The organism is Candidatus Accumulibacter necessarius, from assembly GCF_036625085.1.
The window spans coordinates 1-13785 of record NZ_JAZKUM010000010.1; the positions used below are offsets into that span (position 1 = coordinate 1).

The window sequence follows — 13785 nt, forward strand, 5'->3', positions numbered from 1 at the left end:
GCATCGCGTCGGTCGTCACTGCCCGCACGGTTTCCGGCTCGAAGCCACGCAGCCGCTCGCCAAAACGGCGCAAGGCGCTGATCGCGCGCTGTTGCGAAGCGTGATCCAGCAACTTCTCACGGGTCAGACCGGAGCCGAGCCGAACCGTTTCCTTGAGCGAATCAAGCGGGTGAATGCGGTTACCCACGACGCGCCCAATTTGCAGGCGAAAACTGTTGGAACCGAGATCGACCCCAGCGATCAGTTCGTAACTCATGGCTGTTGTTCCCCAATCGTATGGCGAAAGACAATTTCCAGGCTGGCCATTCTAACACTGCCGGCCAGTGCATCCATTGCGCTGCGCCAGACCGGTCAGCGCCGTCGCATCGAGAAAAAGAAGCGCGAATCGACCAGCAGGCAAGCGATGGCTGTAATATGCTCGTTCCCGAATACACCTTCCCGATCCATCACTTCTGACGGAACGAACCCATGAATATCGTCGCCACGACCAGCGAAACCCCTTCCCTCCAGACCCCAACCGCCTTCCCGCCGGAATACTTCCAGAATCGCGAGATGAGCCTGCTTGCCTTCAATCGTCGAGTGCTGTGGCAGGCGAGGAATCCGCGCACACCGCTGCTCGAACGCTTGCGCTTCCTGTGCATCGTGAGCAGCAATCTCGACGAGTTTTTCGAGATTCGGGAAGCCGGAATCAAGGAACAACTGAAGCTGAATTCGGTTGCCATCACCACCGACGGCAAGACCGCTCGTGAGGTCTACCGCCTGGTGGGCGACGAAACCCACGCGATCGTCAAGGAGCAGTATGCCCTGCTCAACGACGAGATACTGCCGCAGCTCGCAGCTGAGGGTATCCGTTTCCTCAAGCGCGCGGACTGGAACGTTGCGCAGCGCGAATGGATCCGGGACTTCTTCTTCCGCGAAGTGATGCCAGTCATCACGCCGATCGGACTTGACCCGTCGCACCCGTTCCCGCGTGTACTCAACAAGAGCCTCAATTTCGCAGTTGAACTTGAAGGCCGCGACGCTTTCGGCCGCAGTTCCGGTGCCGCCATCGTGCAGGCGCCGCGCGTGCTGCCGCGCGTGATCCGGCTGCCGCGAGAACTCGGCGAATGTGAGTACGCCTTCGTCTTCCTGTCTTCGATCCTGCACGAATTTGTTCATGAACTCTTCGCCGGCATGAAGGTGCTCGGCTGCTACCAGTTCCGCGTCACGCGCAACAGCGACCTGTTCGTCGACGAGGAAGAGGTCAAGAACCTGCGCGCCAAGATCCAGGGCGAGTTGCCGCAGCGCCATTTCGGTGACGCCGTCCGGCTGGAAGTGGCCAACAGCTGCTCGGAAGCAATGACCCAGTTCCTGCTCGGACAGTTCAACCTCACCGAGACCGACCTTTATCGCGTTGCCGGGCCGGTCAATCTGGTTCGTCTGATGCAGGTACCCGACTGGGTCCTGCGCAACGACCTGAAGTTTCAACCTTTTGCGCCGGGGATACCGAAGGCCCTGCAGAAATGTCACAGCGTCTTTGACAGCATTCGTGGCGGCGACATCCTGCTGCATCACCCCTACCAGAGCTTCAACCCGGTGATCGAACTGCTCGAACAGTCGGCAAACGACCCGCAGGTGGTGGCGATCAAGATGACCGTCTATCGCACGGGCACCGACTCGGTCTTGATGCAGTCGCTGCTGCGCGCAGCACAGAATGGCAAGGAAGTCACAGTGGTCGTTGAGCTGATGGCCCGCTTTGACGAGGAAGCCAATATCGGCTGGGCAACCAAGCTTGAGGAAGTCGGCGCGCACGTGGTCTACGGCGTCGTCGGTTACAAGACCCATGCCAAGATGCTGATGATCGTCCGCCGCGAGGAGGGGAAAGCCGGCAGCAGTATCCTGCGTCGCTACGTCCACCTGGGCACCGGCAACTACCATCCAAAGACTGCTCGCCTGTACTCCGACTTCGGTCTGCTGACCTGCAATGAAGAGATCGGTGCCGATACCAACGAAGTCTTCAAGCAACTCACCGGCCTTGGTCGCGCGCAGGCCTTGACACACCTGTGGCAGGCACCGTTCACCCTGCAACCGAACGTCGTCGCTGCGATTCGCGCCGAAGCTGAAGCCGCGCGTGCCGGCAAACGTTCCAGAATCATCGCCAAGATGAACTCGCTGCTTGAACCGGAGACCATTGCCACCCTCTACGAGGCTTCACAGGCCGGGGTAAAGATCGACCTGATCGTGCGCGGAGTCTGTGGTTTGCGCGCCGGCGTCAAGGGCCTGTCCGAAAATATCAGCGTCCGCTCGATCATTGGCCGGCAACTCGAGCATCACCGGGTGTTCTACTTCTACGCGGGCGGCGAGGAAAAGGTCTATCTGTCGAGCGCCGACTGGATGGAACGGAATTTCTTCCGTCGCATCGAACTCGCGTTTCCGGTGCTCGACCGCAAGTTGAAGCGGCGTGTTATCGCCGAAGGTCTGCAGATCTATCTCACCGACAACACACTGGCCTGGGAACTCGGACCGGATGGCACCTACCACCAGCGGCGCGGGTCGCGCACCAGCCCGCATTCATCGCAGGCCGAGCTGATCGAACTGCTGCAGGCCTGAGAATTGACAGGGGGCACCGCCCTCTGTCTGCGTCAGCGGATCAGGCCGTCAGGCGCGGCGCGCACTGACTACACCCTGGACTTCGTGCAGCAAGGCCAGGGTCCGATTGAGTTGTGGAACGCTACCGACTTCGGCAGTGAAGCTCATGTGCGCGTTGCCCTGCCTGGACTGCGTGTTGACAGCGATGACGTTGATCCTTTCGCGCGCAAGAATGTCGGACACGTCGCGCAGCAGACCCTGTCGGTCATAGGCATCGATCACGATATCGACTGCAAAGACGCCATCGGTGCGGCTGCCCCAGGTCGTTTCGATGACCCGCTCGGGATGCATTGTCTGCATATTGGAAAAGTTGCTGCAGTCGGCGCGATGGACGGAGACACCCTTGCCGCGCGTGACGAAACCGACGATCGGGTCAGGCGGAGCCGGCTTGCAGCAACCAGCGAGTTGCGTCAGCAAGCGGTCGACGCCAACGATGAGAATGCCCTTCTCGGCGACATCACTGTCCCGCTGCCGACGCACAGGTAGTTCGGCAAGCTCCTGATCGTCGACCGGCAGCTCGTTACCGCGTACCGCGCCCTGCAGCTGGCGCAGGTTCAGCTTTGCTCGCGCAACGGCAATGAAGAGGTCCTCGCTGCGGGTAAAGCCCAGGCGGGCGGCAAGCTCATCGAGGTTGATGCTGGGCTGGCCCATCCGCTGCAATTCGCGGACCACCACGGCGCGCCCTTCGGCGAGCGTATCCTCCAGCGCCAGACTGGCGAACCACTGCCGGACCTTGAGCCGCGAACGATGTGTAAACAGATAAGCCAGCGAAGGATTGAGCCAGTCACGCGATGGCCCACCGTGCTTGGCAAGAACGATTTCGACGCGCTGGCCCGTGCTCAGCTGGGTATTTAGCGGCACCAGCGCGCCGTCCACCTTGGCGCCACGACAGCGGTGACCCAAATCGGTATGCACGCGGTAGGCGAAATCGACCGGCGTCGCACCACGCGGCAGATCGACGACCCGACCCTGCGGCGTCAGAATGTAAACTGTCTCGTCGAATGCTGCCTGCTTGTAGTGCCTGACCCAGTCAGATGAATCGGCGACTTCGTCCCGCCAGGTCAGCAACTGGCGCAACCAGGCGATCTTCTCGTCGTAGCGATCTTCCGGTGTGGCGCCGCTGCCCTCCTTGTAGCGCCAGTGCGCGGCAACCCCCAACTCAGCATGGCTGTGCATCTCCCGGGTGCGGATCTGCACCTCCAGCGAGCGCCCATCGGGGCAGTGCACGGCCGTATGCAGCGAACGGTAGTCATTGCCCTTCGGATGCGCTATGTAATCGTCAAACTCCTTGGCAATCGGCGACCAGATATGGTGGACGATGCCCAGCGCTGTGTAGCAGTCTTTCACTTCATTGACGATGACGCGCAGAGCGCGCACGTCGTAAACCTCGGAAAACGCGACATCCTTCTTGCGCATCTTGTTCCAGATGCTGTAGATGTGTTTTGGTCGGCCGTAGACCTCGGCGTTGCTGACACCCGCGGTCACCAGTTCAGCCTGCAGGCGGTCGATTGCTTCGGCGATGAACTGCTCGCGCTCGGTCCGCTTCTCGTCAAGCTGTTGGGCAATTTCCTTGTAGATTGCGGGATGCAGAAAGCGGAAGGAGAGGTCCTCGAGTTCCCACTTCAGCTCCCAGACACCGAGCCGGTTGGCGAGCGGCGAATACAGCGCCAGCGTCTCGCGCGCCACCGGGACACGCAGCTCGTCGGGTTCAGCCGCATAATAGCGCAGGGTCTGGGTGCGCGAGGCCAGACGCAGCAGGACGACGCGAATGTCCTCGACCATGGCCAGCAGCATCTTGCGCAACACCTCGATCTGCGCCTTCATCTCCTGGGGATTCTTTTCGCTACTGTCGACCGAATGCGCGACAAAGCCGCGCGTGATCGGTCGCAGGCGGTTCAGGCGGGAAATCCCGTCGACCAGCTGCGCGACGCCGGCGCCGAAGTCCCGCTCGAGCAGCGCCAGACCATGCTCGAGCAGCGTCGGCACGGCGAAAAGCAGCGCCGCCAGTCGTGAATCGGCATCGAGCTTGAGCCCGGCGACAATCAGCGCCACGCCCAGCGCATGCCCCCAGACATCCTCCCCACTGCCCAGACTGCGATCGCCATAGGTCGAGCGGGCAAAGTCCACCGCCAGCCGGATGCGGTCGATCTCGGCTACCGAGAGACCTTCACCGAGCGTCAGCAGGGATTGTTCGAAGTCGCCCTGCGCGGCGACCGAATGAATGACCGAGACCATCGGCCCATTATAAGGTCTCGACGGCGCATCAGGCATAATGCCACTTTCCTTCCCGGCTGCCGTCGATGTTCGCCCGCCTGCCACACCCCTACCTGCTGCTCGTGCTGACAACCCTGTTCTGGTCGGGCAACATGGTCATCGGCCGCGCCATCCGTGACCAGGTCCCACCGTTTTCGCTCGCTTTCTGGCGCTGGACAATCGCTCTCGCTTTGGTACTGCCGCTCGCCCTGCCGCATCTGCGCGCACAGGGGCCACTGCTCCGACAGCACTGGCTGGCCGTGACCGTCCTCGGCCTGCTCGGCATTGGCGGCTACAACACCCTGGCGTACATCGGGCTGCAGTACACGCCGGCGACCAACGCCGTCCTGCTGAACTCGTTCATCCCGATCGCCACCATCACGCTGTCGTGGATCTTCCTCAAGAAGCACTTGCTGGGCGTCGAGTGGTTCGGTGTTCTGCTCTCCTTCGTCGGCGTGACGTCCATCGTCTGTCGCGGTGACCTGAACACCCTGGCACAAATGAGCCTCAACGTCGGCGACCTCTGGATGCTCGCGGCCGTTTTCACCTGGGCTCTGTACACGATCGGACTGCAGTGGCGACCACCCGGCGTCCACCCGATGCTGCTGCTCGCCGCCTTTACGGTTGTCGGCCTCCTGGCGCTTGCTCCCGGCTACGCCTGGGAAATCGCACAGGGCCAGACGATCCAGGTGTCGACCGGTTCGCTGGCCGCCATTGCCTACACCGGGGTCTTTCCAGGTTTTCTCGGCTACGTCTTCTACAACCGCGCCGTCGGCGAAGTCGGGGCCAGCAAGGCCAGCCTGTTCATTCACTTGATGCCGGTCTTCGGAACCCTCCTTTCGGCCATATTTCTCGCCGAGATTCCGCAGCCTTACCACTACGCCGGCATCAGCCTGATTTTCGCCGGCATCTACCTCACCACGTCCTCGTTGCCGAGGGCGAAGACCCCATGATTGGCAACCTGTTCGACTGGTTGCGAAACCGGCAGGAGCCGGCTCCCGTGCCGGAGGCCCTGTGGCAGGCGGTTGTTGCAGCGCTGCCGTTTCTCGCCGCGCTCAGCGACGAAGAGCAGGTCCGGCTGCGCTCTCTGGCCGAAGACTTCCTCGCCGAAAAGGAGTTCACCGCCGCCGGCGGGCTCGAACTGTCAGACGCGATCTGCGTCTCGATTGCCGCCCAGGGCTGCCTGCCGATTCTCAACCTCGGCCTCGAATACTACCGTGGCTGGGTGGGAGTGATCGTCTACGCCGACGAGTTCATCATCCCGCGCAGCGTCGAAGACGAATTCGGGGTCGTCCATGAATATCAGGAACTGGCCTCGGGCGAGGCCTGGGACGGCGGACCCCTGCTGATTTCCTGGCGCGACGCACAAATGGCTGGCACCGGCTACAACGTGGTCATTCATGAGTTCGCGCACAAGCTCGACATGCTCAATGGCGACGCGAACGGCATCCCGCCGCTGCATGCGGGAATTTCGCACACCGACTGGCAGCAGGTGCTACTCGCCAGCTACCGCCATTTCTGTACGCTGGTCGACCAGGCTGAGGACGGCGGCGAGGAAACCACGTTCGATCCCTATGCTGCCGAGAATCCCGGCGAGTTCTTCGCCGTCATGAGCGAAGCGTTTTTCGAGACCCCGGACGTGCTGCAGGCCGAATATCCGGCGCTCTACGAAAACCTGGCCGGGTTCTACCGACAGGATCCCGCTTCCCGGCTGCTCCCACCGGGCGTTGTGCAGTAGTCCGGGAGATTTGGATTGCGAAAAAGGGGGCGTTGTCCAACCCGGCGCTCAAAAGCGACGCCTTGAATGTCGCTTCGCGGTAATCCGGGCGGAGGTCTGCCTCCTGCATGTGGAGCAGGTCAGACTGGAGATGGTGGACATTTGGCCGAGGAGCTGAAGTTCAGCCTCTGTCTCGAAGACGATGAGACGGCGTGCAGCATGTTGTCCAACACTTATTGGTCGCCCCCCTGCTGTACGAGGTTCCGCTGCATCAGCGCGAAGAAGCGGTCGTAGAAAGGACCGGCGGGAACCGTTTCGCTCGCCACCTTGACGAGAGAATCCTCGCTCGCCGAGAGCGGGATCGATACCGAGCCGAACGCGGCCAAACCAAAACTGGCGGAGTTCGGATTCTTCTTCAGCGCGTAACGTTCCTCGATGGCATTGACGTACGCCGTTGCCAGTTTGCCGAGATCGCCGTCCGCACTGCAGACGACATGAAATGCGATCTGCACGTGCACCTCGCCTTCGGGCTGGAAGTGCTTGCTGGCGCTGATGGAATCCTGCCTGTCCGTGGTCAACAGGTAGCCCTGACTGAGCAGCGCACGGCGGGCGGCTTCGCAGGTTGCTTCAGCGCTGGCGTCGAACAGGCGCGAGAAGGTCTCGTTGGCCTCGAAGCCTTCGTTCTGGTAGACCGCGACCTTGCCGGGCCCGCTGGCGCAAGCCGCCAGCAGACCGGTCAGGCCGAGCAGCATCAGGCCGGCGATCAGCCGGCAAAGAGCGGGCGGCAGCAGGCACATTGCAAAGTCCGGAAGACGGGGCGAAGTGGTCAGTAGCTCAGCGTCTTTGGCAGTTCCTTGGCCTGCTCCACCCAGGACTCGACCATCGACAGAGCGGGGGGCTGCTTGCAAACCTGCTCCTTGTCGTTGGTGTCGAGGATCCGGGCGTGCAGGTTGTCAGCGCGGCGCGTGGCCAGTTCCTTGACCGTGTCCACGCCGGCCTTCTCGAGCAGGTCCGAGTACACGCCGGAGACGCCCTTGACCCGGGCGAGGTCAGCGCGATTGGCGAGTTCCAGGATGACCCGGACGTCGCAGCCACAGGCGCTGGCCAGTTCCTTGCGCTGTGCCGGGGCAGCGGCCGCGGCCAGCAGCTGTTCGTTGTTCGTGATCCCCTTTTCCTTGAGTTGGTCAACGAGGTCTGGTGTGGCCCCTTGCAGCTCCTTGATGGCGACGGTCATTGCGGCTTCCTCCTCGACAGTACGGGTTCGACATACGGGATCGTGGTCGCCCTGGGTTGTGTTCAGGGAGCCACTCCTGTCTTTCTGCCGGATGACAGAAGAACAAAGTATGCCACATGCCGGTTTGCCCTGCCGCTGGCTTTTCCACGATGCCTGCCCCCGGCCTTCGACCAGTTCCCGGGTCGCCCCCATTGCCGTCGCGGTTGCAGCCAGAAGCCTGCGGCGGGCTCGTTGCATGGCCACGCCCCGGGATGGTGCGCTCAGTGCGCCTCATCCCAGTTCAAGCCGACGCCGACGTCGACCACCAGCGGTACGCGCAGGCTGGCCAATTCGGTCATCAAGCGAGGCAACTCGTCGCGCACTCGCGCCAGTTCCTCGTCCGGCACTTCCAGCACCAGCTCATCATGCACCTGCATCAGCAGGCGCGTCTGGAGACGCTCGGCGTCGAGCCAGCCCTGTACGACGATCATCGCCGACTTGATCAGATCGGCCGCCGAACCCTGCATCGGTGCGTTGATCGCCGCGCGTTCGGCACCCTGCCGCCGGGCGGCCTGGCTGGCGCGGATCTCGGGAAGCCACAGGCGACGGCCGAAAACCGTTTCGACGTAGCCCTGTGTCCGGGCCGTTTCGCGCGTGCTCGACATGTAGCGCGCCACCCCGGGGTAACGGGCGAAATAGCGCTCGATATAGGCCTGCGCAGCGCCGCGCTCGAGATCGAGCTGGCGGGCGAGGCCAAAGGCGCTCATGCCGTAAATCAGGCCGAAGTTGATGACCTTGGCGACCCGCCGCTGATCGGGTCCGACGTCGCCCGGGTTGACACCGAAGATCTCGCCGGCCGTTGCCCGATGAACGTCCTCGCCCTGGGTGAAAGCTTCGAGCAGGCGGGCGTCCTCCGAGAGGTGCGCCATGATGCGCAGCTCGATCTGCGAATAGTCCGCCGAGACGATGTGGCTGCCGGGCGGGGCGATGAAAGCGGCCCGAATCCGCCGGCCTTCCGCCGTGCGCACCGGGATGTTCTGCAGATTTGGATCGCTCGACGCCAGGCGCCCGGTGACCGCCACCGCCTGCGCATAGCTGGTGTGCACGCGCCCGGTCGCCGTGTTGACCATCTTCGGTAGTTTGTCGGTATAGGTGCCCTTCAGTTTGGCGAGCTGCCTCGATTCGAGCAGGATTTTGGGCAGCGGGTAGTCCAGCGCCAGTTCGGAGAGGACTTCCTCGTCAGTCGACGGCGTTCCCGACGGCGTCTTCTTCTTTACCGGCAGGCCGAGCTTGTCGAACAGGATTTCCGCCAGTTGCTTCGGCGAGTTGAGGTTGAACGGCTGCCCCGCCGCAGCGTGCGCCCGTGCCTCGATCTCCAGCAGACGCCTGCCGATTTCGTGGCTCTGCTGCGTGAGGAGGTGCGAGTCGATCAGCACGCCGGTACGTTCCATGCGGAAGAGGATGTCGCGCACCGGTAGTTCGATGGTCTCATACACTCGCAAGAGACCGGCATCGGACTCGATCTGCGGATAAAGCCGCGCGTGCAGGCGCAGGCAGAGATCGGCATCTTCGGCGGCGTATTCGGTGGCCCGGTCGACCGCCACCTGGTCGAACCCAATCTGGTTGGCTCCCTTGCCGCACAGCGCCTCGTAGGGGATCGTCGCCAGGCCGAGATGGCGTGTCGCGAGCTGGCCCAGGTCGTGTCCGCGTACGCCGTCCTTGCCCGATTCGAGGATGTACGATTGCAGCAGCGTATCGTGCCGCACCCCAGCCAGGCGAATGCCATGGTTGGCCAGCACATGCTGGTCATACTTCAGGTTTTGCCCGATCTTCGCGTGCCGGTCGGACTCCAGCCAGGGCTTCAGTCGCGCCAGGACTTCATCAAGCGGCAACTGCGTCGGTGCATCGGGATAGTGGTGGGCAAGCGGCAGGTACGCCGCTTGCCCCGGCGCAAGCGCCAGGGACATCCCGACCAGGCGTGCGGCAAAGGGATCCAGGCTGGTGGTCTCGGTATCGAGTGCCGTCAGCGGCGAGTGCTCGATCCTTTCCAGCCAGCGCTCGAAGGTCTGCCGGTCAAGGATCGTTTCGTAAGCCGCCCGGTGGGCACCGTCTGACGACAGGCTCTCCGGCAGGCTCGAAAGTCCGTCTGCGGACACTGCAGCATCGGGCGCCCGGCCGTCGCCTGCACCATTGCCCTGGACTTCCTTCAGCCACGTCCGCATCTCATAGTGCGAAAAGATCTCGATCAGTCGTTCGCGATTGGCCGAGCGTGGCGTGAGGTCGGCCAGCGCCAGCGGCAATCGAAGGTCGCGGCGAACCGTCACCAGTCGGCGCGCCAGGGGCAGAAAGTCCAACGCGCGGCGCAGGTTCTGCCCGACGACACCGCCGATGTCGGCGGCGGCGGCGATCACGCCGTCGAGCGAGCCGTACTCGGCCAGCCATTTCACCGCCGTTTTGGCGCCGACCTTGTCGACTCCCGGCACATTGTCGACGGTGTCGCCGATCAGCGCGAGATAGTCAACAATGCGCTCCGCCGGCACGCCGAACTTGCTGATCACGCCCGCTTCGTCGAGTACCTCGTTGCTCATGGTATTGACCAGCCGGACCTGCGGCCCCACCAGTTGCGCGAGATCCTTGTCACCCGTCGACACCACGACCTGCACGCCTTGCGCCGTCGCCTGCGTCGTCAGCGTACCGATCACGTCGTCGGCCTCGACACCGTCGACAACCAGCAGCGGCCAACCGAGCGCTGCGATGGCGTCGTGCAGGGGTTCGATCTGACGGACCATGTCTGCAGGCATCGGCGGACGGTTCGCCTTGTACTGCGGATACCAGTCATCACGAAAAGTCCTGCCCTTGGCATCGAAGACGCAGCCCTTGTAGTCGATTCCCGACGCGCGGTAGTCGCTTTCCAGTCGGCGCAGCATGTTCAGGACGCCGTGGATCGCCCCCGTCGGTTCGTTCTGCGTCGTCCGCAGGTCGGGCATGGCGTGAAAGGCGCGATAGAGGTACGACGATCCGTCGACCAGCAGCAAGGTAGGCATGGGTACGCAAGAAAATCAACGGGAAGGGAGGGTTTCCCCGCCAGACCAGACGCTGCCGGCCAGTCGCGCGGAGCAGTTCGGATGCTGCGGGTTGTCGGCATTATGGCAGAGTTCGCCCGGCCGACCGTGCCGCCATCAGCCCTTCGAGTGCGGACTGCTGGCCAATCTGTACTACAATTCCTGTCAGGACCGATCAACTTCCTGCCGATTGTTCAATCACCCGGAAACTCTCTCATGCGTCGGATTCAAGCTCTCCTGGCCACATTGGCTTTCGCTGCTGCACCGGTTCTCGCCCAGAATAAGGGAGAGTTGCAGCCCTTGCCGGCAGTGCCGCCACCGCCACCGGAAATGGCTCCCTTTGATGCCGCCCTTGAACCTGAGGTGACGATCATCAAGCGCGAGGGGAACACCGTCGAGGAGCACCGGATCAACGGACGCCTCTTCATGATCAAGGTCACGCCGGAACATGGGGTTCCCTACTACCTGGTTGACCGGAAAGGTGACGGAAACTTCAGCCGGGAGACCATGGGAAATCCCGACGTCGCCGTCCCGATGTGGGTCATCGGTACGTTCTGACCGGCCGGCGTGCTCCTCGCCGGGCAAGCTGGAAGGTCGCACGCAAGACGCCTGAAACCTGAACGTTCCCTTGAACGCGACGCCTCGCCAGTACGTGCTGACGATTGCCGACCCGGTGCGGAAAAACCATCCGCCAGCGTGTTCAGCTGCCAGCGCCGTTTGCTCCCGCGATCCGGTCGAAATGCCTCTGTATGAATAATTCCCTGCCGCAAGTCCACGAGCAGTATGAAGCGCTGCCATATCCTCCCCGCGAGCCGGCCGAGGAACGGCAACGACTGGTTACCACCTGGCTCGATTCACTGGCGATGATCAACCATTATTGCTTCGCAGGGGAACAGGACTTCAAGGATCGTTTTCGTGTCCTGGTTGCGGGCGGAGGTACCGGTGACACGACGATCTATCTTGCCGAGCAGCTGCGTGGCACGAACGCGAGGATCGTCCATCTCGATCTGAGCGAGGCGAGCATTGCCATCGCGCGTCGCCGGGCTGAAATTCGCGGTTTGGACAACATCCAGTGGGTGCAGGAATCGCTGCTTGACCTGCCGCAACTCGACCTTGGCCAGTTCGACTACATCAACTGTTCGGGAGTCCTGCATCACCTGCAGGATCCTGACGCCGGCTTGAGGTCCCTGAAGCAAGTTCTCGCAGTCGACGGCGCGATCGGGATGATGGTCTATGCAACCTACGGCCGCACCGGTGTTTACCAGATGCAGGAACTGCTGCGCCAGATCAACGCGGACACGGAGAGCATGGCAGGTCGCCTCGAGAACGCACATCAGTTGTTGGCGACGCTGCCGCCGACAAACTGGTTCGCGCGCGGCGAACAACTGTTCTTCGATCACCGGCATGGCGACGCCGGCATCTACGATCTGCTGCTACATGCGCAGGATCGCTCATACACCGTCGAGCAGCTCTACGCCTGGCTACACGACCAACACGGCTTTCACATCCAGTTCTCCGACGTCGGCCGCGGTCGATCGCCGTACTTGCCGCAGTTGATCCTGGCCCCGCGGCAGCCGCCCTTCCTGGCAAAGGTCAGGCAAATGCCGCTGCGACGACAGCAAGCCATAGCCGAACTGATCGGCGGCACGCTGGTCATGCATGCGTTCTTTCTCACCCGCGGCTCGCGCGTCGCACCCTACGGTGACCCGGCGTGTATCCCTTTCTTTTGCCACGAACCCATTACCGGACCTGAATTGTCGGCGATCATCCATCGCAATACCGCCACCCCCTTCATCATGCAGCACAGCCACACAGGTATCACCGTCCCGGTTGATACGGGCAGGTTCGGCAAGTTCATCCTGAAGTACATCGACGGCCGACGCAGCTTCGAGGAGGTATTCTCCCTGGTCCGCGCCGAGGAAAAATTCCGCCGCTCGCCACCGAACAACGACACGCTCTTTGGAGATTTTGCGGCGCTTTACGAGTTTCTCAACGCGATTGAGCGCATGCTGCTGACGCGCCGCCGCGCCTGAGTTCCAGCGGTGATCCCGGGACATGCGATGTCACTCCCCGGCGGAACCGGATGGCGGGCGCAGCGCCGCACTGCTTGCCTAAGCCGTTGAGGGCGGCTAGCATCCGCTACCTTCAGGTCTGGACGAGCATGGTCATGGAGCACTTCCCGATTCCCGCCCCTGCCTTCGACGGCGCCAGCCGCAGAGTCGAGCCGGGCAATGCCATCGACTGGTTCAGGCAGGGATGGGCGATTTTCGTCGTCAATCCGGGTATCTGGATCGCGATCATGGTGCTCGTGATCGTGATCCATGTCGGCCTGGCGATCGTGCCGTGGATCGGCCCACTGGCTTCCCATCTCCTGACGCCGCTGCTGGCTGCCGGCATGCTCTGCGCATGCCAAAAGGTGGCCCGCGAAGAAGCGCCTGAAATCAACGACCTGTTCACCGGTTTTCGGCGGCACACCGGCGCTCTGGTCTTGCTCGGCGTGCTCTACATGCTGGCCATGCTGGGGGTGTTCCTGCTGGTTTTCCTGTTTGTTGGCGGTGGCATCGCCGGCGGCCTGCTGCTCGGCAACCCGGTTGGTGCCGGCATCGCCTTCGGCGGGATTCTGCTGGCCGCGCTGCTCTGGTTGTTGCTGTCGGTGCCGATCGTGATGGCTGTCTGGTTCGCTCCGGCGCTGGTCGTGTTCAACAAGATGCAGCCGGTCGCTGCGCTCAAGGCAAGCTTCAACGCCTGCCTCAAGAACGCCATCGTGTTTCTGGTCTATGCGCTGATTGCCATGGTGTTGTGCTTCTTCGCTGCGCTGCCGGCCGGTCTCGGGTTCCTGGTTCTCGGACCAGTCCTTGCCGGCTCGGTGTATGCTTCCTATCGTGACATTTTCATCGCCGCCTGAGCGGCCA

The 13785-nt window shown here is 62.6% G+C and carries 11 protein-coding genes; 6 read left to right on the forward strand and 5 right to left on the reverse strand.

The genetic code is table 11. The annotated features are described in order from the left end of the window. The coding region (locus V5B44_RS21990; protein WP_434735514.1) for a Ppx/GppA phosphatase family protein at positions 1–256 on the reverse strand (256 nt) is incomplete at its 3' end. 212 nt (positions 257–468) lie between these two features. On the opposite strand from V5B44_RS21990, the gene ppk1 reads away from it, so the two are divergent. Next, positions 469–2589, forward strand: a complete 2121-nt coding sequence (gene ppk1, locus V5B44_RS21995; protein WP_332361189.1) for a polyphosphate kinase 1 — start codon at positions 469–471, stop codon at positions 2587–2589. Between the two features lie 48 nt (positions 2590–2637). Here ppk1 and V5B44_RS22000 read toward each other — a convergent pair whose 3' ends face one another. Beyond that, positions 2638–4863 carry a RelA/SpoT family protein gene (locus V5B44_RS22000; protein WP_332361323.1) on the reverse strand — a complete coding sequence of 742 codons (2226 nt, stop codon included), beginning with the start codon at positions 4861–4863 and terminating at the stop codon, positions 2638–2640. A gap of 65 nt (positions 4864–4928) precedes the next feature. On the opposite strand from V5B44_RS22000, the gene V5B44_RS22005 reads away from it, so the two are divergent. After that, the gene (locus V5B44_RS22005) at positions 4929–5834 is read left to right on the forward strand and encodes a DMT family transporter (RefSeq protein ID WP_332361190.1); all 906 of its coding nucleotides are present in this window, start codon (positions 4929–4931) and stop codon (positions 5832–5834) included. Then, positions 5831–6619, forward strand: a complete 789-nt coding sequence (locus V5B44_RS22010) for a zinc-dependent peptidase (protein ID WP_332361191.1) — start codon at positions 5831–5833, stop codon at positions 6617–6619. The genes V5B44_RS22005 and V5B44_RS22010 overlap by 4 nt, the downstream gene beginning before the upstream one ends. Positions 6620–6831: 212 nt before the next feature. Here V5B44_RS22010 and V5B44_RS22015 read toward each other — a convergent pair whose 3' ends face one another. The 3 genes from V5B44_RS22015 to polA form a co-directional block, all read right to left on the reverse strand. Beyond that, positions 6832–7395 carry a DUF2242 domain-containing protein gene (locus tag V5B44_RS22015; protein ID WP_332361192.1) on the reverse strand — a complete coding sequence of 188 codons (564 nt, stop codon included), beginning with the start codon at positions 7393–7395 and terminating at the stop codon, positions 6832–6834. Positions 7396–7424: 29 nt separating this feature from the next. Further along, positions 7425–7832 carry a DUF4332 domain-containing protein gene (locus V5B44_RS22020; RefSeq protein ID WP_332361193.1) on the reverse strand — a complete coding sequence of 136 codons (408 nt, stop codon included), beginning with the start codon at positions 7830–7832 and terminating at the stop codon, positions 7425–7427. 260 nt (positions 7833–8092) lie between these two features. Next, positions 8093–10855, reverse strand: coding sequence for a DNA polymerase I (gene polA, locus V5B44_RS22025; protein WP_332361194.1), 2763 nt, complete (start codon positions 10853–10855; stop codon positions 8093–8095). 234 nt (positions 10856–11089) lie between these two features. Here polA and V5B44_RS22030 point away from each other — a divergent pair, with 234 nt between their 5' ends. From V5B44_RS22030 to V5B44_RS22040, 3 genes are all read left to right on the forward strand, one after another. Beyond that, complete coding sequence (locus tag V5B44_RS22030; RefSeq protein WP_332361195.1) at positions 11090–11431, forward strand: DUF2782 domain-containing protein; 342 nt, start codon at positions 11090–11092, stop codon at positions 11429–11431. A gap of 191 nt (positions 11432–11622) precedes the next feature. Continuing rightward, positions 11623–12906 (forward strand): class I SAM-dependent methyltransferase, encoded by a 1284-nt coding sequence (locus V5B44_RS22035; RefSeq protein ID WP_332361196.1) that lies wholly within the window; start codon positions 11623–11625, stop codon positions 12904–12906. A gap of 134 nt (positions 12907–13040) precedes the next feature. Beyond that, the gene (locus tag V5B44_RS22040; RefSeq protein ID WP_332361197.1) at positions 13041–13778 is read left to right on the forward strand and encodes a BPSS1780 family membrane protein; all 738 of its coding nucleotides are present in this window, start codon (positions 13041–13043) and stop codon (positions 13776–13778) included. Positions 13779–13785: the final 7 nt, after the last annotated feature.

Coding starts and splice junctions, on each gene's coding strand:
- V5B44_RS22005 (WP_332361190.1), top strand. CDS start 4,929: ATGTTCGCCCGCCTGCCACACCCCTACCTGCTGCTCGTGCTGACAACC.
- V5B44_RS22015 (WP_332361192.1), bottom strand. CDS start 7,395: ATGTGCCTGCTGCCGCCCGCTCTTTGCCGGCTGATCGCCGGCCTGATG.
- V5B44_RS22020 (WP_332361193.1), bottom strand. CDS start 7,832: ATGACCGTCGCCATCAAGGAGCTGCAAGGGGCCACACCAGACCTCGTT.
- V5B44_RS22010 (WP_332361191.1), top strand. CDS start 5,831: ATGATTGGCAACCTGTTCGACTGGTTGCGAAACCGGCAGGAGCCGGCT.
- V5B44_RS22000 (WP_332361323.1), bottom strand. CDS start 4,863: ATGGTCTCGGTCATTCATTCGGTCGCCGCGCAGGGCGACTTCGAACAA.
- V5B44_RS22040 (WP_332361197.1), top strand. CDS start 13,041: ATGGAGCACTTCCCGATTCCCGCCCCTGCCTTCGACGGCGCCAGCCGC.
- V5B44_RS22035 (WP_332361196.1), top strand. CDS start 11,623: ATGAATAATTCCCTGCCGCAAGTCCACGAGCAGTATGAAGCGCTGCCA.
- V5B44_RS22030 (WP_332361195.1), top strand. CDS start 11,090: ATGCGTCGGATTCAAGCTCTCCTGGCCACATTGGCTTTCGCTGCTGCA.
- ppk1 (WP_332361189.1), top strand. CDS start 469: ATGAATATCGTCGCCACGACCAGCGAAACCCCTTCCCTCCAGACCCCA.
- polA (WP_332361194.1), bottom strand. CDS start 10,855: ATGCCTACCTTGCTGCTGGTCGACGGATCGTCGTACCTCTATCGCGCC.